The organism is Bifidobacterium bohemicum DSM 22767, assembly GCF_000741525.1.
GTDB lineage: Bacteria > Actinomycetota > Actinomycetes > Actinomycetales > Bifidobacteriaceae > Bifidobacterium > Bifidobacterium bohemicum.
On sequence record NZ_JGYP01000002.1, the window covers coordinates 87,366 to 110,929 of the forward strand.

At 57.7% G+C, this 23,564-nt stretch carries 19 protein-coding genes and 1 tRNA gene; 6 read left to right on the forward strand and 14 right to left on the reverse strand.

The features are described from left to right. Window positions 1–219: 219 nt before the first annotated feature. The 7 genes from dnaG to BBOH_RS02720 form a co-directional block, all read right to left on the reverse strand. Window positions 220–2,313 (reverse strand): DNA primase, encoded by a 2,094-nt coding sequence (gene dnaG, locus BBOH_RS02690; protein ID WP_033521120.1) that lies wholly within the window; start codon window positions 2,311–2,313, stop codon window positions 220–222. A gap of 131 nt (window positions 2,314–2,444) precedes the next feature. Continuing rightward, window positions 2,445–3,722 carry a deoxyguanosinetriphosphate triphosphohydrolase gene (locus BBOH_RS02695; protein WP_033521119.1) on the reverse strand — a complete coding sequence of 426 codons (1,278 nt, stop codon included), beginning with the start codon at window positions 3,720–3,722 and terminating at the stop codon, window positions 2,445–2,447. Between the two features lie 47 nt (window positions 3,723–3,769). Further along, window positions 3,770–5,128 (reverse strand): alanine racemase, encoded by a 1,359-nt coding sequence (gene alr, locus BBOH_RS02700; RefSeq protein ID WP_033521118.1) that lies wholly within the window; start codon window positions 5,126–5,128, stop codon window positions 3,770–3,772. A 99-nt stretch (window positions 5,129–5,227) separates the two neighbouring features. After that, entirely contained in the window at window positions 5,228–5,761 is a 534-nt protein-coding gene (locus tag BBOH_RS02705) for a GNAT family N-acetyltransferase (protein ID WP_033521117.1), read from the reverse strand. A gap of 117 nt (window positions 5,762–5,878) precedes the next feature. Further along, complete coding sequence (locus tag BBOH_RS02710) at window positions 5,879–6,367, reverse strand: S-ribosylhomocysteine lyase (RefSeq protein WP_033521115.1); 489 nt, start codon at window positions 6,365–6,367, stop codon at window positions 5,879–5,881. Between the two features lie 117 nt (window positions 6,368–6,484). After that, complete coding sequence (locus BBOH_RS02715; protein ID WP_143242333.1) at window positions 6,485–7,204, reverse strand: ComF family protein; 720 nt, start codon at window positions 7,202–7,204, stop codon at window positions 6,485–6,487. Between the two features lie 93 nt (window positions 7,205–7,297). After that, window positions 7,298–8,134 carry an HAD-IIB family hydrolase gene (locus BBOH_RS02720; protein ID WP_044098090.1) on the reverse strand — a complete coding sequence of 279 codons (837 nt, stop codon included), beginning with the start codon at window positions 8,132–8,134 and terminating at the stop codon, window positions 7,298–7,300. Window positions 8,135–8,194: 60 nt separating this feature from the next. On the opposite strand from BBOH_RS02720, the gene BBOH_RS02725 reads away from it, so the two are divergent. Then, window positions 8,195–8,632 carry a metallopeptidase family protein gene (locus BBOH_RS02725; protein WP_074428471.1) on the forward strand — a complete coding sequence of 146 codons (438 nt, stop codon included), beginning with the start codon at window positions 8,195–8,197 and terminating at the stop codon, window positions 8,630–8,632. Between the two features lie 64 nt (window positions 8,633–8,696). Here BBOH_RS02725 and BBOH_RS02730 read toward each other — a convergent pair whose 3' ends face one another. Further along, complete coding sequence (locus BBOH_RS02730; protein ID WP_033521114.1) at window positions 8,697–10,250, reverse strand: DUF5719 family protein; 1,554 nt, start codon at window positions 10,248–10,250, stop codon at window positions 8,697–8,699. Then, window positions 10,247–13,378: a glycosyltransferase family 2 protein gene (locus BBOH_RS02735; RefSeq protein WP_033521112.1), complete on the reverse strand. Its 3,132-nt coding sequence runs from the start codon at window positions 13,376–13,378 to the stop codon at window positions 10,247–10,249. Before BBOH_RS02735 ends, BBOH_RS02730 begins: the two co-directional genes overlap by 4 nt. A gap of 293 nt (window positions 13,379–13,671) precedes the next feature. Between BBOH_RS02735 and BBOH_RS02740 the strand changes: the two genes are divergently transcribed. From BBOH_RS02740 to BBOH_RS02750, 3 genes are all read left to right on the forward strand, one after another. Then, window positions 13,672–15,096, forward strand: a complete 1,425-nt coding sequence (locus tag BBOH_RS02740; RefSeq protein WP_033521111.1) for an LCP family protein — start codon at window positions 13,672–13,674, stop codon at window positions 15,094–15,096. Window positions 15,097–15,163: 67 nt separating this feature from the next. Beyond that, window positions 15,164–16,528, forward strand: coding sequence for an LCP family protein (locus tag BBOH_RS02745; RefSeq protein ID WP_033521224.1), 1,365 nt, complete (start codon window positions 15,164–15,166; stop codon window positions 16,526–16,528). Between the two features lie 102 nt (window positions 16,529–16,630). Beyond that, complete coding sequence (locus tag BBOH_RS02750; RefSeq protein WP_033521109.1) at window positions 16,631–16,909, forward strand: WhiB family transcriptional regulator; 279 nt, start codon at window positions 16,631–16,633, stop codon at window positions 16,907–16,909. Between the two features lie 238 nt (window positions 16,910–17,147). On the opposite strand, the gene BBOH_RS02755 is transcribed toward BBOH_RS02750, so the two are convergent. Next, window positions 17,148–18,638 (reverse strand): sensor histidine kinase, encoded by a 1,491-nt coding sequence (locus BBOH_RS02755; RefSeq protein ID WP_033521108.1) that lies wholly within the window; start codon window positions 18,636–18,638, stop codon window positions 17,148–17,150. Window positions 18,639–18,778: 140 nt separating this feature from the next. Between BBOH_RS02755 and trhA the strand changes: the two genes are divergently transcribed. Further along, window positions 18,779–19,660, forward strand: a complete 882-nt coding sequence (gene trhA, locus BBOH_RS02760) for a PAQR family membrane homeostasis protein TrhA (protein WP_044098092.1) — start codon at window positions 18,779–18,781, stop codon at window positions 19,658–19,660. Window positions 19,661–19,834: 174 nt separating this feature from the next. Here trhA and BBOH_RS02765 read toward each other — a convergent pair whose 3' ends face one another. Both BBOH_RS02765 and BBOH_RS02770 read right to left on the reverse strand, forming a co-directional pair. Beyond that, window positions 19,835–20,317, reverse strand: coding sequence for a GreA/GreB family elongation factor (locus BBOH_RS02765; RefSeq protein WP_033521107.1), 483 nt, complete (start codon window positions 20,315–20,317; stop codon window positions 19,835–19,837). Between the two features lie 56 nt (window positions 20,318–20,373). Beyond that, on the reverse strand, window positions 20,374–20,781 hold the full coding sequence (locus BBOH_RS02770; RefSeq protein ID WP_033521106.1) for an FKBP-type peptidyl-prolyl cis-trans isomerase: 408 nt from the start codon (window positions 20,779–20,781) through the stop codon (window positions 20,374–20,376). Between the two features lie 550 nt (window positions 20,782–21,331). Here BBOH_RS02770 and BBOH_RS02780 point away from each other — a divergent pair. After that, window positions 21,332–21,412, forward strand: a tRNA-Leu gene (locus BBOH_RS02780). 446 nt (window positions 21,413–21,858) lie between these two features. On the opposite strand, the gene BBOH_RS02785 is transcribed toward BBOH_RS02780, so the two are convergent. Next, the gene (locus BBOH_RS02785) at window positions 21,859–22,875 is read right to left on the reverse strand and encodes a Ppx/GppA phosphatase family protein (protein ID WP_033521103.1); all 1,017 of its coding nucleotides are present in this window, start codon (window positions 22,873–22,875) and stop codon (window positions 21,859–21,861) included. A 73-nt stretch (window positions 22,876–22,948) separates the two neighbouring features. Continuing rightward, window positions 22,949–23,530: a DUF501 domain-containing protein gene (locus tag BBOH_RS02790; RefSeq protein WP_420305071.1), complete on the reverse strand. Its 582-nt coding sequence runs from the start codon at window positions 23,528–23,530 to the stop codon at window positions 22,949–22,951. Window positions 23,531–23,564 lie beyond the last annotated feature (34 nt).

Genomic DNA, 23,564 nt, shown 5'->3' on the forward strand with positions numbered 1-23,564 from the left:
GCCTCCACCCCACACCAATACACCCATAATATGGACTAGATTGGAAAAAGAATAACACGTGAGCAGGTGATTCGGCGACCTTTTGACTGTTCCGGAGGCCTCATGCATCATACCGGCCTTGTAGAACCAAGCCGTTTACAATATTACAAAACGACCGTTTTCGCGACACGAGCCTTGTCGTCCTTTGCCCCACCAGATCAGCTTATTGCCAACCGCCGATTAGCGATCGCCATGGACTTGAGCCTGAATATCCTTACGAGCGGACTCCATGGCGGTTATCTTGCCCAAAAGCGCAATCTTCTCCTCCCCATCCGGCAGCTGGGTCATCCTGCGTCTGGCGGCCCCGATGCGACGCATATAGCCCACATCGACAAGTTTTGCGGTCAATTCCGCCGCATAGCGACGCTCAGCCGCGGTGGCGGGACGCAATTTCGCCGCAGGAGCATCCGATGGATCCACATCGCTCGCGATGTGCGCACCACCGGCCGAACCATCCGACCCATCCGAAGGCAACGGCAAAGGCATGACAGCCAGCTCGTTGACGACCTCATCGAGCATGGGGCCGGCCGCCTTCGTCAGGTTGTGCATCCACAAGCCCTGCGGAGTATCTTCGGCGGGCAGTCCCCCTGCGGCCGCAATCGCCTGGAAAAGCGTACGAAACACGGGAGTCATGAAATCACCAAGCTCAAGCGCATTAAAAGCTTTTCGGTCAATGGCCCGAGGCACTTGAATCAGCACGGCCATGAACTGCTGCTCACAGATGAACACCGCATCATCGATTTTATGATACGCTTGCCCGTTTGCGTCCTGCCGTTCCAAAGCCTTGCGGGCCGCAGGATTCATGTTCCCGCTCTGATTGCGGCCCCCAAAGGCGTCGGAACCTCCAGGGAAACGTGAATGCTTGACCGCATAAGCGTCATCATCGCGCACTTTCAAGGTTCTACGCGCCGCACTGACCTCACGCCGTACGATGTCAAGCTCAAGGCCGATGCGTCGAGTGGCCTTGCGCGTGTAGACATCGAGCAGAGATCGATCACGAATCTGAGCGATAATCGGCGCAACGGCTTTTACGGCCCCCATCTGCCCTGTCGTGTAGCTCAGATCAAACCGTTTCACCACCGCTTCGATCATGAAGTCATAGAGCGGGATGGCGCCGTCGATCAACGACCGCACAGCCTGATCACCCTGCTTGATACGCAGGTCACAGGGATCGAGATTGTCGTCGGCCACCGCGACGAAGGTTTGCGTAAGGAACGCTGAATCAAGGCCGAACGCATGTAGAGCAGCCTTCTGACCGGCCGCATCACCATCGAAGGTGAACACGATTCGGGAACTCAACGACTGTCCCTCCACGGTCAGCGGACCCACCAACTGCACGGCGCCAAGCGAATCGTCGGATATCAGACGTCTTACAATTTTGGCATGCTCGGCACCGAAGGCGGTGCCGCATGTGGCCACAGCCGTATCGACCCCCGCCAGATGGCAGGCCATCACGTCGGTGTACCCTTCGACAATCACGACCTGCCGCTTCTTGACAATGGCGGTTTTGGCCAGATCGATGCCGTAGAGTGCCTGCGTCTTACGGTAGAGCTGCGTGTCGGGGGTATTGATGTATTTGGCGTTGATGGTATCGTCGTCATACAGTTTGCGGGCTCCAAAACCAAGGGTGCGTCCAGTCGAATCACGTATTGGCCAAGTCACCCGACCCCGGAAGTAGTCGTAGACGCCACGCTGGCCGAGTCTGGCCAGACCGGCGTCGAGCATCTCCTGTTGGGTGAACCCCTTTTCAGCCAAGTGACGTACAAGATTATCCCAGCCTTTAGGAGCATATCCGCAGCCGAAACGCTGACAATCCGCCTGGCTGAAATTGCGTCCCCCCAGCAGTTTCCTTGCCGCGAGCGCCTCACGCGTCATAATCTGAGAGACGAAATACTGCTGGGCGACCTCATTGGCCTCGATAAGGCGAGCCCGCTTTGACCCTTTTGCGGCATGCTGATCGCCGCCATGCCGCTCATAGTGCAGTTCGATGTGGTATTTGTCGGCCAGAAGCTCCACGGCTTCACGAAAATCGATGTTCTCTCGCTGCTCAACATAGGCGAATACGTCACCGCCCAATCCGCATCCGAAGCAATGCCAGACTCCCAGCGAGGGACGAACGTTGAAACTCGGCGACTTTTCGTCATGGAACGGGCACAGTCCGACGAACGTGCCGGTACCCGAGGCCCTAAGCGTGACGGTGGACGACACGATATCATAAAGATCCGCCGCCTGACGCACCTTTTCGACGTCTTCCTTCAGAATCATTCCTGCCATAGTGGTTCCACTCTACACAATGCCGTGGTTTTGGAACGACGTACGCGCCGTCCGCTGAACGGCAAGCCTCAATATACATGATAGGGAACATTGGCATTCGAGGCGTGTCACGGACTTTCACGCACCCGGTTCTAGCAGAGAATGGAATGCAACGCCATGGCCGACCCGTCGGTCAGGCTCGCCACCTGATCTACCGCAACCCGCAAGCGCTCATCATCATTGACGCACCGGTTCCAATCCTCAAGAAACACGGTCTCCAGCGCATCCGAAGGACGTGGCGATTCGGCCATGAATACGTCGACCAGATCCTCCACGACCTTCTGCTCCTCGATATGCAACGGTTCGTGCTCACGCGGCTCCATGACGAAATAAACCGCTATGCCTTTAAGGGCGACGATCTCATAATCGGTTTGTTGCGGAATAACCACGCTTGCGCGATATCGGGTCAGGTCCCCATTCCCATATTGTTCGCGGGTCGCGCGTTCCACGGAACCCGCGAAACGTCCTATCAACGAGCTGGTGATGTTCTTCAACTGTGCCAAGGCCCGCCGAGAGCCATTGAAGTGGGCCGGGAACATACCAAGTTCCTTGAGCCGGCCGAGTGCCGCGAGCAGACCGTCCGGGTCCCAACGTTGCCCATACCATTTTCTCGTCGATTCGACCACCCTGTCGATGATGCGCGGATCGGCCAAAGCCAGCGGATGAAAAGCCCCGGTGGCTATGGCGTCCTCGAAATCATGCACGCTATAGGCAATGTCATCCGCCAGATCCATCACTTGGCATTCCATGGGGACCGCATTGTCGAGCGCTCCGGCCTTGAGCCATTCGAACACTTCGACATCGTCCGGATACACACAGAATTTCGGTGTTCGACCGGTTTGCGGACGCTCCTCCGCCTGCGCCAGCGTCCAAGGATATTTGACCGCAGCATCAAGAGAGGCGCGGGTAAGATTCACTCCTGCCGAACGACCATCGGCGCGGAACACCTTGGGCTCCAGACGAGTCAAAAGACGCAGCGTCTGGGCGTTGCCTTCGAACCCTCCGATGGAGGAGGCGATACCGGCCAGGACCCGCTCACCGTTATGTCCGAAAGGAGGGTGTCCCAGATCGTGAGCCAGGCAGGCACAATCGACCACGTCCGGGTCGCAGCCGAGCATGGAGCCGATCTGACGACCGATCTGCGCCACCTCAAGGGTGTGCGTCAACCGGGTGCGCGCAAAATCATCGGTTCCGGCCACCAGAATCTGGCTTTTGGCGCCCAATCGCCGCAATGCCGAAGAATGGATCAGGCGCGCGCGGTCACGTTGGAATTCAGTACGGGACTGCGATTTGGGCGGCTCGACGGCCCAACGCTCCCGATCGGAGGCACTATAGCCCTCGCCCGGCATTTCGGAGTCCGAATCAATCATGCCGCTCCCCTATCCACGCCATAACCATATATCGACATATCATCGCATTACAACAAGGTTCCCGGCTTGAGCATGGCGACATCCCGCGCGTCAAAAACATCAAAGGCATGAAGATACAGCCTTGGAATGCGATTGCGCAAACAGGCGAAGATCTCATAGCTGATCGTGCCGGACGCCCGTCCCCAGTCGTCGGCAGTGGGCTCGCAATACTCCTCACCGCGACCTGGCCCGAAAAGCTCCACCGTATCGCCCTCGCGCACCCCGAGTTGATCGGCACGACCATGCAAATCAAGGATGAACTGATCCATACAGACCCTTCCCGACACCCGCATGATCCGCGGCCCCTCGTCGGTCATCACCCGCACTGGCCCACCAGGTTTATCGACATGTTTGGCACCCCTCGCATCGAAGCCGGAGGCCGAACGATGAATCCCGTCCGCGTAACCCAGAGGAACGATCGCCGTGCTTGTAACATCGTCGGTCAGGTAGGTGCGGCCGTAGGAGATGCCGTGGCCGGCACCGACATCCTTGACGGTGGCGAGCTGGGCCTGCAACGTCATTGCCGGGGTCAGTCCATAGTCGGCCGGACCACCCATCACCGGATCCGCCTCATAGCCGTAAAGTCCAATGCCGGGGCGCACCAGCTCGAACCAGGTGTCGGGGCGGGTCAGCGTCGCCGCGGTGTTGGCGAGATGACGAATGCGGGGCGGGATGCCCGCCCTTTCCATACGGACCGTGAAACGATTGAACGTCTCAAGCTGTCCATTGGTCACCTCCACGAATTCGGGCACGTCGGGAGCGTCGGCCACGGAGAAGTGGCTGAACTGCCCCACCACGTCAATCACGCCTTCCTTGACGAGCGGGACAAGAGCGTCGAGAGCGGCATCGAAACCCTCCTCAGTAAATCCGTTACGCCCGAATCCGGTGTCGACCTTGACGTGCACCCGTGCCGTCTTGTTCGTTTTTCTTGCAGCCGCCGCCAGTGCGTCGATGGCATCGAGGGAGCCCACTGAGATGTCGATGTCACTGGCGATGAGCTCGGCCAATGGTGCATGCGCCCCGTTGTAGACCCACGTCAGAATATGGCAGCGATCAGTGCCGATGCCGGCCATCCGCAACAGCAGCGCCTCGCGCGGCTGGGCGGTGCCTAGCCATGTGGCCCCTCCCGCCAAGGCCGCCAAAGCCGCGGGAATCAAGCCATGCCCGTAGCCGTCGGCCTTGACGACACCCATGACCGCGGTATTGGATTTAGGCCCGCCCACACGGTCCACCAAAAGCCGCATATTGTCGCGCATCGCCTTAAGATCAACGATGGCCTGCCCTGGGTAGCGGCGCAGCGCGGACTGATAATGGGCCTCGCCCAACCGGGAAGAGAACCGCCAAGGTTCCAGTGCACTTAACGTCATAACCCGTATTGTCTCGCGTGCCGCTGACGAAAACGGGTCAAATCGTTTAGAGCAAGCCAATGCCGTTGATTACCTAGGATGCCGAACCCGTCCTGGCGTCTACCGATCGTGGCGCTGATAGACGATGCGGACATGACCCCGATCGCCCATGTCGTTGACGCTTATGGTGCCGCAGCGCGTAAAGCCACAGGTTTCGAAGACATGCTGCATGGCAAGGTTGTCCGGATGCGTGTCGCAACGAACGTTGCCATACTGCCGGACAGCCCACTCAAGACAGGCTCGTGCGCTGTGCGGCCTCAAGCCCGAGGAGGCCAACCGATGCATCGTAGCGTACGGGGCGTCGTCAAGCCAACTGCCCTGCGCCAGATGGGCGTACGTGGGTTCCGCACCTTCGAACATTGCAAATTGAGCCAGTATTCGCTCGACACCACCCTCAGCATCCACCAGAACCATCGCCCGACACTGTCGAATGTCTTGTTCCACCAAATCCGCAGGCGGCCACGACGTGCCCCATTGGTTCGGATTGCCCGTCCGGGCCATGAGATCACGCGCACGCGCGTAGTTGGCCATGATTGTTTCATAATCGGCCGGTACCGCAACCCGTACTCGAGTCGACGAATCCCCCTGAGTCATACATCACCTTCTCTATGAGCGTTCCAACAAATGCCCATCACAACCCACAACAACACAACACAACACAAAAAAGCGGCCAAGCGGAGCACCCGACATGACCGCCGTCAACGAGTTCCCTCAGACGATCTTGCGCTCGAACGGATCGGAGCTGATGCCCTTGGCCAGGATGTCCTTGCACCATTCCTTGGCCGTAAACAGGCTGTGATCACGGTAATTACCGCAGCTCTTGATGTCCGTGGCCGGCACATCGTCCCACGTGGCTTCGTCGGCGATGAACTGCAATGATTCCTTCAGGGCCTTGGCCACTTCCTCGGTGCTGTGCTCACCCCAGGTCAGCAGATGGAAACCGGTGCGGCAACCGAACGGGGAACAGTCGATATAACCTTCGATGCGCTCACGCAGCAGAACGGCCAAAGTGTGCTCAATGGTATGCAGGCCACCGGTGGGGATGGCATTCTCGTTAGGCTGCACCAGTCGCAGATCGTAGTTCGAGATCACATCGCCGTTGGGCCCCTGCTCGGTATCGATGAAACGCACATACGGCGCCTTCACCTTGGTATGGTCGAGTTGGAAACTCTCCGGCTGTGGTTTGTGTTCATCCGCCATGTCTATCACCTTTTCTTTGCTCAATAATCGTTCATGGGTACTATAACGCCGGGCTGCTATATCAATCGCTTTGCGCGAAGACCCTGGGACGTTAAGGTTCCATGACTATAAGGGCGGTTATTGCCGATCCGACCCCCGTGGCGCCGTCATCGCCAGAGCCAGGCCAATCACGCGAGCATGGTAGGCAGATTCAAGAACATGGGCGCACTGCCCCATCGTCGCTCCGGTGGTCATGATGTCGTCAACCACAACAACGACCGTCTCGGATTCAATGCCATCCAGAGCGCCGTCAACCAGTTGAATGTGACCGGCAATGCGGCTGGAACGCGCCAAGGAGCCGGAGGTCTGAACCGACTTGCCGGCAACCCCTTCCAACCTCAGTGCGGCTCTGACCTCGACGTCAAGCCCCGTGCCAGACAGCGTGAATCTCATGCGTCGCACCAAAGGCATCATTTGCCAACGTCCTCGCTTGTGCATGGATGATCGCGAAGAGGGCGCCGGCACCAACACCACTTGCCTGCAATCCGGACAGTCCTCACGCAGCAATGTCAGGGTCAAATCGGACAAAGCCCTCGCGAACGTTCCGTCGCACTCCTGATCACCATGGTCCTTCCAGGACAGAATGGCACGACGCACCGCCCCACGATACCAGCCACAGGCGTAGCCTCGGGATGAGCAACCCGGAAGAACGCACCTGACTGACCATTGTCGGAACAACGCCTGACATTGAGGGCACAACACATCATCAGGCCGCCCGCACCCGGCGCAGCCACGTGGCACCACCAGACCAAAAATGGCTTCAAACCAAGCCTTGAGAATCAGAATCAAATTCGTCATGCCCATGATGCTAAAAGGCACACCCGCGCGCAGTCAACCCAGATGGGATGCTGTGGACGGAGATTCCAAGTTATCCACCGCCGACCGACACCATTACGACATTGCGGCGATCAGCCCGTCGCAGACAGCAAGAGTCCGATCGGGGCCAGTGACCAAAATCGGCCTCGTGCCTGCCATCGCCGCCGGATAGTCATTGCCGTCCGGCTCCATGCGATCACCGATGAAAACCACATCATGTACGTCGATGCCCAGAAAATCAGCCAGCCTGTGTACGGCGTACCCCTTGTCGACGCCACGGGCCGAGATATCCACGCTGGTCGCCCCGGCTGCACGCACCACCAAATCGGGCAGGTCGACGGCTAGGGCATCAGCCAATCGATCCTTCTTCGCATTATCCGGATCCCAACGCTCCTTAGCCCGCACCGGTGCCTTCTGGCCGAGAGCCGAAAAGGTGATTTGCGTACCCCTATCGTCGATGCGCCGGCCCCAGACCCGCTCAGACCACACCCCCTGCTCGCGGGCACGGCGTTCGATAGCCTCAATGGCATGCCTGCGGTCCTCGGCTGGCATGTCCATATGATAGACGCACTCCCATTGGCCGGCCCGCCAACGGTAATACCGACTACCGCTGGTGGGCATGATATTCAGACGGGTGCGATCGGCATCCGTGGAGAGCACATCGAGCACCTGGCTTTTGACCAGTTGAAGACTTCCGCCGGTGATAACCGCAACATCAACCAACCTCGTTAGGTGGCCGAAACGCGAAGACATTTCCGCACTCATCGGTCGCTTGGAGCGAGCAAGCGTGTTATCCAAATCGAAGGCCACTAATTTCGTTCCCCGCACGAAATCGTCCAGACCGGTCAGATCCTCGCCCCGCCGGATAGGCACCGGCGCACCATCACCCTGCCACATAGACTTGCCCTTCATTTTGTTTCAGACTTCCTAAGATACCACAAGAATGCCCGCACCAAGCTCTACAGTGAAGGCATGGTACGCCCACCTTGGCAAAGTCATATCTATCGTAACCGTCACGGACGCGGGACTCGAACCCCGACCTTTGGCGTACGCCTGCCGCGCTACCGCACTTCCAGCGGCATGTTCGACGACATGGTGGCCTCGCAGATACGCCGCCTGGCTCAGGCTTGGCCCAAATTGGTCGAACCTGTGCAATTTGCGGTCGAGGATGTGCCGCCATCCGAACCGGTGCCTTGGGAGAGCAGAAGGGTTGTCATCTCCCACTGTTTTCCCGCCGAACTTGGCATTCCGGCCCGTATCGTGCTCTACCGCATGCCCATTCAGACGCACCACCCAAACTATGCAGAGATGCAGTGGGCAATCCGTGATGCCCTCGTCGCGCGCCTCGCCGATCTATATGGCCGCAGACCTGAGGAAATCGATCCAGATTGGACCGGAATCGATTTCTGAAGCGGCTGCGGCCAGCGAGCCCACCAGGACGGGATTCGATTGGCAATCGCACACGGGAATCGAATCAGTGAACGATGGAGCGGTCGGCACGCACCAATATCTGCGCATTCGACGGTTCCAATGCCGACGACGACACATAGGCAACCCCCGGAATCGAAGCATCGTCAAGATCGTGTTGTGAAAGCCTGGCACTCCACACCACCGATTGATCGCACGAAACGGTGAACGCGACCGCCGATTCGTGCAGCTCGGCGGCTTGCAGACGAACACCACCATGCGCCGGAAGAGTGTATTCCTTGACCCCTGCGGATGCCCCTTGCGCGTCGTAACCGTTGATTTGCACCCTTGTGGCGGCATCAGAGGAATTGAGCATTGTCAGTTCGCCTTCAGTCTTATCCGGTAAGGTCAAGGCGGAGCGCCCAAAAGCCGCGCCCTGGACAGCATAAGCGAAGTCCATCCTCCCGCCATCATCGGAGACGTTGGTCAACGCAGAGGCCGAAATCGGCGATGAGGCTTGGACTTCGATTCCTATGGCATCATCCGGCGCTTTGGAAAGGTTCACGGTCGTCACCTTGCCTGCCTTAAGACCACGACGATCCGCCTCGACGACTCCGTTTGAATTCACCCAGGAGAACGTCGCCTCGGTCGTCTTATCAGCTCGGGCGATCATGGTGACGGCATCACCGGCTTTGACGCCGGGTATGAGAATTCGCCCGGCCGGTTTCGGCAGGGATTCGGAGAAATCCGAACCCAACGCGGTAAGCCCCGAAGCCTTGACACTACGAATTATCGCGGCTACCGGCACCTGCTTGCCGATAACCTCCACATACAACCCATCCTGGTCGGGAGCCGCGGACGACAGCTCCATTGAGGCCTCTCCATAAGCCTTCACGTTCAGCGTGCTGCCCGTGGACAACGGGATTGACTCACCCTGCTTGCTACCCCAGACACGTATGTTCAGGCTGGCGGCCTTGGCCGAAGGATTGGCCACCAACAATTGCTGGGTGTTCCCTTCCGTGGTCGGTCCAGTCAGAAAAATCTGTCTGGCTGACGGAGCCGCACAGGAAGCGGCCGAAAGTCCGGTCAAATCACCCCTTGTGGCCCAGGAAGCCGTGGTTCCCACCGCTCCGGTGCCTGATTTCGCCGCCAGAAGACGCACATCAAAAGCCTTGGAGACATCGGCGGACGTGGACAACATCTTGACCGTGGCCTCCTCGGTCGTGTCATTCCCTTGCAAAGTCTGCGCCCCGGATGCGTTCTCGCCCTGCAGGGGGCCGACAGTCGCCTTGTATACCGACCCAAACGCGGCATATCTGCCCGCAGAGGCTTGATTGCCCTCGGAAGCCCGAAACTCCTTATCGCCGTACTGCCCTTTATCGGACAAAGCCATACGGGAAGGGCAATAATACATCAGCTGAGTTTGGTCGACTCTGCGCCGTGTGGCAGCCGCGTCACCTTTTGGCTTGTCGACAAGTCCGGCAGGCAGAGGCGTCATGCAGATGCCAAGAACAGCAGCAACCAGAACCACACTGGTCACCATGCCGAAGATCAATCGACCCCACGGCGCCCTCCGCCGTGTCTGCTTTTCCGATTCCATATCTGAAGCACCACCGTTCATGCCTGTTCCTCCCCGAACCGACGGAATCTTGGAATGGCGACAAGCACATAGATCACCGCAACCACAGCCAGCATCACCACCCACGCACTACGCCACAGTCCGCTTTGCGCCTGATTGAGCCCCCGCAGATCGACCGCTCGCTTTGCCGCGATAGTCTGCGACAATTGATAATACGTTCCCCCCGAGGTTGTCGCCAAGGATTGCACACCCTCACTTGCGTTGAGATTGCCAACCAATTTACGTCTCGCATCCCTGCCGTTTGCGGCACCGTCGTCAACCACATAAATACCGCCGAAGCCGAGGTTGGCTATCGAAGCGACCGCCTCGTCGTCGCCATGGGACATAAGGCGTGCTCCGGCAGTGGCCAGCACCTGCTGCGAGGCGTCCACCTTACCAAGAGCATCGTTGACCGCAGCGGCCGTGGAGGCGTCCACAAGATCACCTCGCCTGGTACGCATGACCGAGAATTTCACGCGGTCTCCGGGCTCGGCCTTGAGTGCCAAAATCCGGTGCCCTGCGTCACGCTGCAAATAGTCCACCGCAACCGTCGGAAGACCGGCATCACTACTGGTTACGGTGTTGCGATGATATGTCAAACCGAATCCGGCCCAAATCACGGACCCCACCGCCAGAGCCACCGAAAGCACCACTCGCCCGGTACGAGCAGCAGCCTTTCTTATCGTGGACGCATGCACGTCCGCCCCGGCCGATGAGGCTTGGCCATCCGTGAGCCTCAGTGCGGCAAAACGCTTCACGGCGCCACCTGCGACAAGACAGGTACAGGCAATCAAAGCCATCATCACCAGCGCGAACGCCGGCAAAACCGATGCGCCCACAATGCCGTTCTCATTGACGCCCACTGCCGTGCGCACCGCGACGAAAGCGAGCAACACACCGGAAGCCACGGCACCCCACATCAGCCGTGAGACGCGCAATGCCGAAGGCAGGAACAGCGAGACCACGGACAACAATGCCAGAACGAACGACACAGCAACGGCGGCCAACGACCACATTCCCCAGGAGAAAGAACCGTGGGCCGTCAATGAGGGGGGCAGCCCCAGACAGCGAATCAAAACACCCCATAGGTTAAGCGATTGCGGGGCATATGAACCGGAAGACGCGGCCATCACATCGGAAAACAGCTGCCTCCAGGCCCCCTCCTGCGCATGACGGACGGAACCCACCAAAGTGGGCGCCAAGGCGAACACGGCCGGAAGCGGAATAAGCAACAGCATGGTCCTGTGGGAGCGTACGACGACGAAGAACATGATGAACACGACGAACAGCGCGAAAAGCAATTGCGGCTCCGAACACACCACCGGCACAAAGCAGAGCGCCGCACATGCGGCCGCCTGTACCGAGCAATGAGGGCGCACCGGATCTTCGGTGACATACATGCCCACCGCCCGGAACGTGAACGCAAAGCCGGCAGGCAGAAAAACCATCACCATGAGCATGGGGAGATTGGCCGTCTGGAACAGACCGGTCGCCCACCCCAAGCTAAACCATGCAAGGCCAGCAGCCAGCCGCACACCATCAGAACGGGTGAAAATACCGGCCAAAGCCCAAAACGCCAACGCCATAGCCGGTGCAGAGGCGAAGAGAAGCAGCGCCAGTGCAGCCACCGGATGACCCAATGTGACAACGGAAGCCAGCAGCCAGACCACAAGCCAGGCAGTCGGCGGCAGATGCGTCCCAATGCCCACACCGAATGCCCAAGGCGTAGTGGCCGCGACGAACAGATCCCGGAATCCCACCGCACTTGGCAACAGTGCCGACGAGGCAATGCTCGCCCCCGACAATGCCTTGCAGAGCACGTTCCAATCCACATACGCCAAAACCGCAAATGAAAGCAACGCCAGCGCGGCGGCGCCGCTGAACCGACGTATGGCTCGGGATCGTAGATGCGCCTTTGCCAAAGGGCCAAGCAACACGGTGTGCCGTTGGCTGATCAAAGCCGCACGCCTGTGCCGATATTCCGCTATCTGATGTCGGTCGGCCGCAAGTGCGCCGTGCCTGAATGACGATGGCTTCAGCGTGCCATGCACTCTGGGACGGGCCATGAAGGCCATGGGCATCGACACCAGCATCAGCCAGGGCATGCATAGCTTCACCCAGGCCTCATATGGCTGCTTGGCCGCCAGCGACCGCGCGGCCTGCACCAAGGATTCCACGAGGCCGGCAAGCCACACCAATGGCCACAATGGGGCGGCAATGTCAGTGTAGAAGTATCGATCGGCGGCTTCGAAGCGGTGCATTGCAGCATCGGAAGGAGCGCCATCATCCAAAGGTTCGCCGGTCTTTGAACGCACACCTTCAAACCGCGCCCGGCGGTGCGCGATTCCAGCTTTCGGGACCACTGTGACGCGACCGCCCGAAAGGCAGATGCGACGACAGAAATCAGCCTCCTCTCCGAAAGTGCCGAACCAAGGATTGGCACCCCCCGTGATTTTCAGAGTTTCCAGAGGGAGCAGGGCGCCGGACAGGCTCACGGCAAACACATCACCGCGGTTGTCATACTGTTCCTGATCGGGTTCTCCATCAACCACCAGGGTATGCAGACGATGCCTGCCGCAATAGGCGCCGACATCATGCAGCGTCCGGGCATCCCAATCCAACTGCTTGGCCCCGATCAAGGAAATCGTGGGGGTGTTACGCCAAGCCTCGATCAAAGATTCAAGGCAATGCGAATCGGCCGGTCGCGAATCATCATGCAGCAGCCAGAGCGCCTCCACCGCCGTTCCAAGCTGGGCGCGCTTGAGTGCCTTGCTTACCGCATCCATGAAGGATTTGGCGCCACTGACGTGGATGAGTTGCAAATCAACCATACCGTCGGTTCGAAGCCTGGAATCAGAGGAACCCGGCTTGCGGCTCGAATCGTCCCCAACCGAAAAAACCGTACGCGAGGAGGGCGCCGTACCATTCGCGCAATCAATCACAAGAATGACACCCGGCAATACGCTTTGTGCGAATACGGCCCTCAAAGTCGCCGCGAAAAAGCGGATATCCGATTCGACGGCGATAACCGCGGCGACCTGACCGTCCACCAGTTGCCCTGAAGGACGGGGGCGGGAAGCCACTTCATCGCCCACAATCCTCTGAATATCAACTCTGCCATTGGAACCCATGACCTCCAGTGTACGCGAAGGGCTCACAAGTGGCCTTCATCTGACATGCTGCACCACAGGAAAACCACGTGTCACCCGCGCCGTATTCAGTCGTCAGATTACTTACCCATTCTCCACATTTGCATCAAAGGCTTATATTGCAATAGTTCTCATCAACATCCCACACACTTCGGATATATATAAGTCTGAAAAATTCAAAGCCACGTCCTAATATAAGCTTGAACTAATGTCGAATGCAGCCTCCCATGGATTAATGGCCTATTTGGAACGGAAGGCAAGAAAGGCGGCCGAGCGTGGCATCCCACCGCATGAAGGACAAGACGATACCCAACATCAACGGATGGCGTCAGACCACGCCCAAGCATGGCACCGCCTATATAGTGCGTCATCGGGTACGTCGCGTGGTGTCGATGACTCTGGTCGGAGTTCTCGTGACCATCGGCTCCGCGGTTGGCGCCGGTCTGGCTGCTCTGGCAATCGCGCCAAGAGCCATTACGATCATCCAGCAGAACGGCCGCCACAAAAAGCCGGAGATCATCGATCCCAACGCCGGTAAGCCGATCGATCTGCTGGTGCTCGGTCAGGACACGCGATCCGGAGCCGGCAATAGCTCATTGAGCGGCGGCGAAGACAACGACGACGAGCACAACGCCGATACGGCCATGGTCGTGCAGATAGCCGCTGACCGTTCATACATCAACATTGTCTCGATTCCTCGCGACTCGCTTGTCGACGCACCTGCATGTCATACATCCAAAGGAACCGTACCCGCACGATACAATGTGATGTTCAATTCCATCTTCGCCAGCGGGTACGAGACCGGTGGGGATTTGGCCAGTGCGGCAGGCTGCACGGTCAATGCCGTCAACTCGTTGACGGGCTTGGACATTCAGCAATTCGTGATCGTGGACTTCGAGGGACTTAAAAACATGATTGACGACATCGGCGGGGTCGATCTGTGCATTCCCGTGGACACGCACGATGACTATACATGGCTCGACCTTCATAAAGGCATGCAGCACCTGGACGGCACGCAAGCGACAAAATACGCCCGCATGCGCCACGGTACCGGAACCGACGGCACGGACATCATGCGCACCACGCGTCAGCAATATCTGATTAAACAGTTGATGAACAAAGCTCTTTCGCTGAATCTACTGACTGACAGCAGTCAACTGTACCGGCTTTCCAGATCAGCTTTGAATTCTTTGAGTATTTCATCGGGGCTGGCGGACCTATCGGTGCTGGTCGGATTGGCAATGAGCATGAAGAACCTCAAGGTCGATCACATCTATGCACAGACGATCTCCGTGGTTCCGGCACCTGACGATCCAAACCGAAGAGTATGGACCGCCGACGCCGATGAGATTTGGGCAAAGCTGCGCGAAAACAAGCCGTTGAGCCAAGCTCCGGAATCGACTCCGGAGGATTCGAATGCGCAGAACCAGAGTAAGTCGAATGCACAGAACGGCAACGACACAGCACAAAACGGCAATGGCACGCAGAACGGCAATCCCACACCTGAGCCCCAGACCCCCAGCGTCGATCCGGTGACCGGACTGATCAAAAACCACGACGGCACACTGATCGACCCCAATACCGGCGGATACGTCGATCCCGAAAACGGTTCAATACGCGACCCGAAAACAAACGAATACATAGGTATCGCATATCGGTACCTCAACACAACGGTATGTGGGGTTCCTGCACAGAAGTGAACTACGAAACCGTACAGCCCACCCCCAACGAGTAAAAGTGAAGAGGTCCAAACGGAAGGGTGAAAACATGGCTGAACAATCAGGTGGGACTCAAACGCCACAGGTTCCGCCAAGCTTCGTGCCTTCTTCAGCACGCAGGAAGACAAAGCCGAGCGGTGTGCAGTCAAGCGGCGACATGCCTCCGACCTTTTCCACGGTTCGCAAGGCATCAGCTGGAACAAAAGGCGTGCGTCAGCATCAGATTCGCGATTCCCGAAGCCCCTCCACCGGCACGGCACCGGCCTCAATACAGCCGGACCCCCGTCGGGTGAGACGGCGTTCAGCAGGTTCCACCAGCAACGCCGTGGTGTCTGCCCCATCTCAACGTCGTAGTGCGGCACCGTCCGAAGCAGACATATTACATAAACTGAGACCGGTTCAAACAGGACACGACACGGGAAGCCATCATCCACAGAGGGTCAAACACCGTCACCGTGTCTGGCACTGGATGCTGGCCCTGTTCACGTTGCTGATCGTGACGGCAATCGTCACGGTATTCACTGCTTGGAACTGGGCGGACAGCCGTCTGGACAAGGCCAACTGGCTTACTCCCCATCCGAATTCGGGCGGAACCTCCTGGTTAATCGTCGGCTCCGACGAACGCGACAAGTCAGGTTTGGGCGGAACGGCCGAAGACACGCCTGGTTTCAGAACGGACACGATTCTCGTGCTGACCAAACCCATTCACGGCCCGTCCTCCTTGATTTCCATTCCGCGCGACTCCCTTGTCAAGGTCGATGGCGAAGCCATGAAAATCAACGCCGTGGCACAGCTACATAGCAAAAACGCTTTGGTCGGCGAAGTCGAAGACATTACAGGCAAGAAAATCGACCATGTGGCCGAAGTCAAATTCAACGGATTGAAGAGCGTAGTCGACGCATTGGGAGGAGTGAACCTGTGCTACGACCAGAACGTCTCCGACCAGTACTCTGGACTGACTTGGCAGGCCGGCTGCCACATCGCCAACGGCGACACGGCCCTGGCGTTTTCGAGAATGCGTTATTCCGATCAGCAAGGCGATTTCGGTCGAGCGGCTCGGCAACGACAGGTCATCGCGGCCATTACCAAGAAGAGCTTGACACCCGAAATCCTGCATAGCCCCAAAAGGGTGACCGCCTTGGCCGATACAGCATTGCGATCCATTGAAGTGGACAGCAAAACCAACCCGGCCACATTGGTGTCGATGGCGACGGCGTTCAAGTCAGCGACCGGCCCCGGAGCGATTACGGGCTCCGTCTACTGGACGGACCCGGACTATTACCCCGACAACGGAATCGGCTCGTGTGTGCTGCTTGATGACGCCCGCAACGCCGAACTATTCAACGAACTGGCGGCCGGCACACACAGGCCCGGCGTGGTGGGCTCTCTGACCGAGGCGCAGAACGCACAGTAATCCATTAATGAATCCCTTTAAGATATTCGGAAAAAGGTCTTGAAAAAAGCACGGTTTCGTGCTTATCTTGTCTTGAGACAAACAAAGGAAGGCGTAAGTAATATGAGCAGTGCTTTTGACTGGCGAGCCAAGGCTGCATGTCGCGACAAGGATCCGGAACTCTTCTTCCCGGTGGGCAACACGGGAGCGGCATACCAGCAAATCGAGGAGGCCAAGGCCATCTGCCGTACCTGCAAGGTCGTGGACGCATGCCTTAAATGCGCTCTTGACACCAATCAGGACTATGGTGTTTGGGGCGGGATGAGCGAGGACGAACGCCGCGCATTGAAGCGTCGTGCCATGCGCGCTCGCCGCTCACAGAATATGCAGATGCAACTGTAGCAAGGATCTTGGCCATGCCAACATGACCATTCATTGTTCGCGATATGGAAGGGTGCCTGCAATCTTCGACTCTGGATTGCAGGCACCCTTCCATATCGCCGTAGCCCAGTTGCATATCCTCCACCCGACGATATGCAAAGAGGCATCTGCCGAAACGACCGGTCAGACAGGTCATGTTCCGGCGGTCGTATTACGTGCCACGTCGATCGGCCAACGGTCAAGCAAACGAAATCAGTGATTACTCTTCGTCCTGAGCAGCTCTGAGCTTGATGTCGAGCACCACTTTCGTACCACCTCCGGTGCGATCTTCCCAGTGGACGGTTCCCCCGAAATCATTGGTCACGAAGGTGTTGATAATCTGCGTGCCCAGGCCAGAGCCCACGGAACGGGCCATACCGTTGCTCTCCTCGGTGGGACGCCCCGATCCATCGTCTTCGACCACCACATTCAGGTTTCTTCCGTTACGTTGCACGGAAATGGTGATGTTGCCCTCTTTGCGATCCGCAAAGCCATGCTCGACGGCATTGGTAATCAACTCGGTGAGCACCAAGGACAACGGCGTCGCGTCCTGAGCAGGCATCATGCCGAACGTGCCCTCGTAACGAATATGGATATGCTGGTCCTTCATACTGGCCAGATCCACGCTCATCTTCAGAAGGTTCGAGATGACCTGGTCATAGTCCACCTCCTCGTCGACGGTCTGGCTCAAGCCCTCATGGACCGTCGCGATTGTCTGCACGCGGCGCTGGGCCTCCCCGAGCTCCTCCTTGACCTCTTTCGACTTGGTTTTGCGCGCCTGCAGCCTCAATAACGCCGATACGGTCTGCAGATTGTTCTTCACTCTGTGATGAATCTCGGAGATGGTGGCATCCTTGGTCTGCAATTCCTGATCGCGCCGGCGTAGCTCGGTGACATCACGGCACAACACAATCGCACCGTTATGACCGTTGACGTCATAGAACGGCAACGAGCGAATTGAAACCACGGAGTTGTTCGCGTCCAACTCACAATCGGCTGCGGCTTTGCCACTCAGGACCAATGGCAGAGTTTCGGGCACGGGATCGTTCGAATGCAGCAAACCGGCGCCTATCTCACTCAGGTAGTGACCTTCCATCGCACGCATGGTGCCTAGCCGGCGGAAGCAACTGATTGCGTTGGGCGCTGCATACCTTACGATGCCGTCGGCCGTCAGAACGATGAAGCCGTCCGATACCCTCGCGTTGTGGCGTTGGCTCAGAAGGGCGTCATGATATGGGAATTGACCACGAGCTATCATTTCGAACAGCTGTTTGCCGGCATTGATGCTTTCGGACTCGTAGTAACCGTTTGACTCGCGGGTAGCCAGATTGGTTTCTCTTACCACCAATCCCAATGTCTTGTTGCCACATCTGATTGGAGCGTAAACGTTGCAAACCGTGGATTTTCCAATACGACGAAGCACCGTGGAATGATAAACTCCATCCATGCGCATCGCGGCTTGAACCTCGCCCAATGCATCGTCCGGAACCCTGTCTCCCACTGCATCTTCAGTACGTAACGTCATGACCGTGGAAGGACGACACTGTTCCGCCACCACATATCCGCCATCGTCCTGACGGATGAGCAGAAGCAGATCGGCAAAACTCAAGTCTGCGATCACCTGCCAATCCGTGACCAGCAAATGAAGCCATTCGCGGTCGCCTGCATCGAAATCGGATTGTGAAGCGAGTATCTCATCAAAATCAGCCATGCTCCTCATCATACCTGAACCACTGGCAACGCCATTGGAAACCGTCGAGACGTAAACCGTGGACAATGTCACGAATGAAGGTTACGATTTCGTAGGTTACGTAATCGTAGCCTTTCTAGCCGAAAGTCTTGGGAGGACCCATGCCAGACGATGTCGAGACAGGACACGTGCAGGAGACGATCCGGCAGTCAGATCAACGTGCCCAGGAGGCGAAAGCAGCCCTCATCCGCTCGAAGGCAGCCAACCGTGCCGACACTGTTCGCCGGCAGGCCGAAGAACGAGCCAGCCGAATCATTGCACGCGCCGAACGTCGCGCCGCCAAAGCCCAAGGCATCGACCCACCACCGGAGAGCGGCCGAAAAGTCCGTTTGGACGTGCATGGTAGACCCAAGCCTTTACTGCGCGGCTGGATACACGCCGTTGCCGCCCCTTTGGCTCTGGCGGCAGGCATCGTGCTGATATGTCTGGCGCACGGAACCTGTCTGAAATGGGCATGCGCCGTATTCATGGTCTGCTCACTGATCCTGTTCACGAATTCCGCGGCCTATCATCTCGGATCATGGTCACCACATGTGACCGACACGCTTCGCCGCATCGACCACATGAACATTTTCCTTTTGATCGCAGGAACTTACACACCGGTTTCTTTCGCGCTGTCGGTCAAATGGCGCACCATCATCATCTCCGGCATGTGGGTATGCACGACGGCGGCGCTGATCATCCACGTCATCTGGATCGATGCACCACGCTGGCTATACACAATCGTCTACATCATCTTCGGCATCAACGGATTGGCCTACATGGGTCTTTTCTGGCAGTCCCCTGCCGCCGGCCCGACTGTGGTGGTGCTGTTGGTGGCAGGAGGTGCCTGCTATATCGCAGGCGCCGTCGTCTATGGGCTGCGCAAGCCCGATCCTTGGCCCCGCATCTTTGGTTTCCATGAAATCTTCCATCTTGGCACCGTCGCCGGATATGCATGCCATATGGTCGCGATTTACATGGTCATCGTCAGTCTATGGTAGATTGCGGAATCCACGACGCTTCCCAATGCCACGCCCGAATACCGGAGACCGACTAGGCAGACGCAACAAAGGCGGGGCTGCAACGTTGATTGCAACCCCCGCCTGTTCTCTTCTTCTCCATGAGAGCCGCGTCATCAAGAGCATCACCGATTGCTCAAAAAGACAGACCCATCGTTATTGGAGCGGCTGCGCATCCTTGACCGTCACGGAAATCTCACGACCCGTCGGCGCGGTGTAAGAGACGGTCTGACCCTTCTTGGCGCCCATAATGGCGGCCCCAATCGGAGATTCTGGGCTGATGACCTCATAATCGGTGGCCACAGCAATATCGCGCACCCCAACGGCATACACCCTCTCACGACCTGCCAGTTCAAGAGTAACTACCGAACCGTTACCCACGACACCGGCCTGGGGTGCTTTGAGGATTTTCGCATTACGTAATTTGACAATGAGTTCGTTGACTCGCCCTTCGTTCTTGCCTTGTTCCTCTCGGGCGGCCTGATAACCGCCATTCTCGGACAAATCACCCTCAGCGCGCGCGGTTGCGATACGCTGGGTAATCTCATCACGATATTCACCCTCACGCCACGCAAGCTCCTGCTTGAGCTTATCGTATGCGGCCTGCGTCAACAGAACGGTCTTCTCCTCCTCGGCCATAACTCCTCCTTACCCTTCATCGGACGTTACCTATAAACTATAATCCCGAAACGATTTCAGCGGGTCGAAACAATGTCTATGACGAATACGAGCGTGTCGTCGCCTCCGATGCCGGCCTGGGGCATGCCGCGACGTCCGTACCCATATTCCGGAGGAATGGACACCACCAGACGAGAACCGACATTGTGACCCGGAACCGCGCGATCCCAACCTTTGATGACCTGACCGACCCCGATGCCGAAACTGGCGGGCTGATGACGGTTGAAACTCGAATCAAACGGGTCTTGCGAACCCCAGATAACCCCATGATAGTTGACAGCGACGGTATCGCCCTGACGCACCATCGGGCCATCGCCCTCCACAATCTCGATCGCTTTCAAACCCGCCGGAGCAGCGCCCTCCGGAAACTCGATCACCGGCATTGCGCCAAACTCTGCGTTGACCTGCGGCATACCTTCAGCCATGACATGGCCTCCTTTTTCAAGACACGAATGAGCTATAGACTAGCACCAGCGGCAAACCTCACGTGGTGAAGGTCGATTATCGTCGCATTGCAGCGACACGCCTCCAGACAAGCTGACCTCCACTTCGGCTTTTCAGCACTCGACGACATTGACGATCATAAAACGGATGCCACTGGGATGTGGAGCCATCATTTTCCATTGCCACAACACATCTCGCTCATAATCACAAGGAACGGCACGGCCACCATCGACCCGGCCCACAGTGTGCGAAGAACTTGGCCCGACACCGATCATGCACATTTACAAGACACTGGGCATGTCACCCATTCCAACCAAAGGCCTCACCGACATCACGGCATCCCCCGACAGCAAGCAGCACCGGCAAACGAATACGACTGACTGGAAGCACATCGTTGATGGGTGCCCCTGGCAAGAAATGCGTTCGCCGCGGGTCGTTATCACCAAAAGAGGGCATCGTTGATAAGCGCCACCTGGTAAGAAGTAGAGCCGGCATGGCATAATGACTTGTTGTCGGCATGAACACCGGCACGCTCCCGTGGCGGAATTGGTAGACGCAGCTGACTTAAAATCAGCCGGCATTGCCTTGTGGGTTCGAGTCCCACCGGGAGTACAAACACCGGAATACCAACGATTAGGCCGCCCCATCACACATCAAAACGGATACCACAAAACAACACATGTATCCAAAACGCCCCCAACAACAGATACGCACTTATCACTACTCTCGGCTGGGTTTTACCACCATTCACCAATATTGAACATCACTGGAACCACTCGGGACAACCGAAGTATGTGGTCAAGATGCGGTCAAAGCGCGGTCACGTAATGACCTCTGCAGGCATTGAAATCACGAGGCCGACATGATCCCGTCAGAGATGAACAGGTCAGGAAACGAAGAAGGACGACGTCCATGGCCTTGCCAACCAGGTCCAGTCCAGGGCATCATCGAACGGATCGGCATACACATCCAACGACATGCTATCGCCCGCATCAGGTCAGCCTTTCACCACAACAGACGACAACACCACCTACGGTCGCCACGCCAGGCCACAGCAATCAGCGCCGCGCAAGCATCCTCATGCCGTAATCAAGGACGATACCATCCAATAGCCCGTGATCGCTGGAAACGAAGGAGTCAATGATCGGGCCACCCTCAGCCCGTACCTGCTGCGCCACTTTGGCAAGCACTCTGTTCCACACCAAGGCACCGCCGCCAACCACGTCGACACGGCCTGGATGGATGGTCTTGTACGTCGACCGCTCAGCCCGGCTCATGTGCAGGAATCGGTCATCTACGGCGAAGACCTCATCGAACGCCACCCGTACCCCATCGACGCTACGGTGATCATACTGCGTAAGACCAAGCACAAGGGCGGTCATAGTGGTCACCGACCCGGACACTCCGATGATGGTACGAGCGCGCCCTACCGGCACATGAGTAAATGCCTGATCAATATGGCGGTCAATATCGACAATCGCATCGTCGATTTGGGCTTGCGTGGGCGGATCGGACAACAAATGCCGTTCGGTCATACGAACCGATCCGATGTCCATCGAAAACGCCGAGTCCACAGACGTGACGGGGGTCGATTCACCATCACCTCCAAGCACCAGTTCGGTCGAGCCGCCTCCAAGGTCGACAACGATGAACGGTGCGGCCAACGCATTACGAGACACGACACTAGTGGCACCCAGGAAACTTAGCGCAGCCTCCTCCGTGCCCGGTATCACCTCAGGCCGTACGCCCAGAATGTCCTCCATGCGATCTTCGAATACGTCGCGATTCCGTGCATCACGGGTCGCGGAAGTAGCCACGAACCGTATGCCATCGACCGGATGTTCAGACAGAATCCGCGCGAACTCCCGTGCCGCCCCATAAGTCCGATCCAACGCATCCTGTGCGAAACAATGGGTCTTGTCGACATCCTGCCCAAGCCGCACGACTCGCAAGACACGAGGCACCACATCCTGACAGCGTCCGTCGCGATAGACCTTGGAAAGTTTGAGACGAATCGAGTTCGTGCCGCAATCAATACCGGCAACCGTCACCGAATCCCTAACGTCATCCACCATATGCAATACCATCCTTGTATCCCGTCCGGTTCGACCCGTCCACTTAATTATTCCCGACGATAACCCGTCACGGCTACATTACAGGGGCACACCGGCACACCGATGGGCTGAATTCGATGCCGACACGCTCCAACACCATATCACCTATGGGATTGATACCTTCGCCCATCACCAGAGCCTGAGCGGTAAGGGCGTGCAGACATTTGACGCGCGTGGGCAGACCGCCGGCGCTGATGCCCGAAATATGTTCCTCGCTGTCAGACAATCGAACCGCAAGCGCATGACGGAACCCAAGATACCAACGGTGCGCACGCTGATAACCGGCACGAATATCCTCATCGTTCTCGATCAATGCCGTATACTGTTTCATGGAGCCGTCAGCCTCGACATGCGAAACGGCCCTGACGGCTTCAGGACTGGTCAGATAAAAGGTGGTGGGGAACGGGGTTCCATCAGACAGCTGAGGGCGAGTCACGACCGCCAGCGGGCGTCCACACACGCATCTGGCGCCCACCGCGACCATTCCACGCGGATACCGTCCAAGCTGGATCCGAACGATGTCGATATCGTCCGAACGCAACGGTTCGGCAAACAATCTGTCCATCATTGTCTGTATTTCGACGTTCATCTCGTCGTCTGGAAGCTTTTCCAACATGCTAGTCATCATTCCATTTCTCGTCGCGATGGCA

Excerpts from the sequence above, each read along its gene's own strand:
- BBOH_RS02710 (WP_033521115.1), bottom strand. The coding sequence starts at position 6,367 with ATGGCGGATGAACACAAACCACAGCCGGAGAGTTTCCAACTCGACCAT.
- BBOH_RS02715 (WP_143242333.1), bottom strand. The coding sequence starts at position 7,204 with ATGACGAATTTGATTCTGATTCTCAAGGCTTGGTTTGAAGCCATTTTT.
- BBOH_RS02785 (WP_033521103.1), bottom strand. The coding sequence starts at position 22,875 with ATGGTGGATGACGTTAGGGATTCGGTGACGGTTGCCGGTATTGATTGC.
- trhA (WP_044098092.1), top strand. The coding sequence starts at position 18,779 with ATGCCAGACGATGTCGAGACAGGACACGTGCAGGAGACGATCCGGCAG.
- BBOH_RS02730 (WP_033521114.1), bottom strand. The coding sequence starts at position 10,250 with ATGAACGGTGGTGCTTCAGATATGGAATCGGAAAAGCAGACACGGCGG.
- BBOH_RS02745 (WP_033521224.1), top strand. The coding sequence starts at position 15,164 with ATGGCTGAACAATCAGGTGGGACTCAAACGCCACAGGTTCCGCCAAGC.
- BBOH_RS02695 (WP_033521119.1), bottom strand. The coding sequence starts at position 3,722 with ATGATTGATTCGGACTCCGAAATGCCGGGCGAGGGCTATAGTGCCTCC.
- BBOH_RS02790 (WP_420305071.1), bottom strand. The coding sequence starts at position 23,530 with ATGTTGGAAAAGCTTCCAGACGACGAGATGAACGTCGAAATACAGACA.
- BBOH_RS02765 (WP_033521107.1), bottom strand. The coding sequence starts at position 20,317 with ATGGCCGAGGAGGAGAAGACCGTTCTGTTGACGCAGGCCGCATACGAT.
- BBOH_RS02720 (WP_044098090.1), bottom strand. The coding sequence starts at position 8,134 with ATGAAGGGCAAGTCTATGTGGCAGGGTGATGGTGCGCCGGTGCCTATC.
- BBOH_RS02705 (WP_033521117.1), bottom strand. The coding sequence starts at position 5,761 with ATGACTCAGGGGGATTCGTCGACTCGAGTACGGGTTGCGGTACCGGCC.
- BBOH_RS02735 (WP_033521112.1), bottom strand. The coding sequence starts at position 13,378 with ATGGGTTCCAATGGCAGAGTTGATATTCAGAGGATTGTGGGCGATGAA.
- BBOH_RS02725 (WP_074428471.1), top strand. The coding sequence starts at position 8,195 with ATGGTACGCCCACCTTGGCAAAGTCATATCTATCGTAACCGTCACGGA.
- BBOH_RS02750 (WP_033521109.1), top strand. The coding sequence starts at position 16,631 with ATGAGCAGTGCTTTTGACTGGCGAGCCAAGGCTGCATGTCGCGACAAG.
- dnaG (WP_033521120.1), bottom strand. The coding sequence starts at position 2,313 with ATGGCAGGAATGATTCTGAAGGAAGACGTCGAAAAGGTGCGTCAGGCG.
- BBOH_RS02770 (WP_033521106.1), bottom strand. The coding sequence starts at position 20,781 with ATGGCTGAAGGTATGCCGCAGGTCAACGCAGAGTTTGGCGCAATGCCG.
- BBOH_RS02755 (WP_033521108.1), bottom strand. The coding sequence starts at position 18,638 with ATGGCTGATTTTGATGAGATACTCGCTTCACAATCCGATTTCGATGCA.
- alr (WP_033521118.1), bottom strand. The coding sequence starts at position 5,128 with ATGACGTTAAGTGCACTGGAACCTTGGCGGTTCTCTTCCCGGTTGGGC.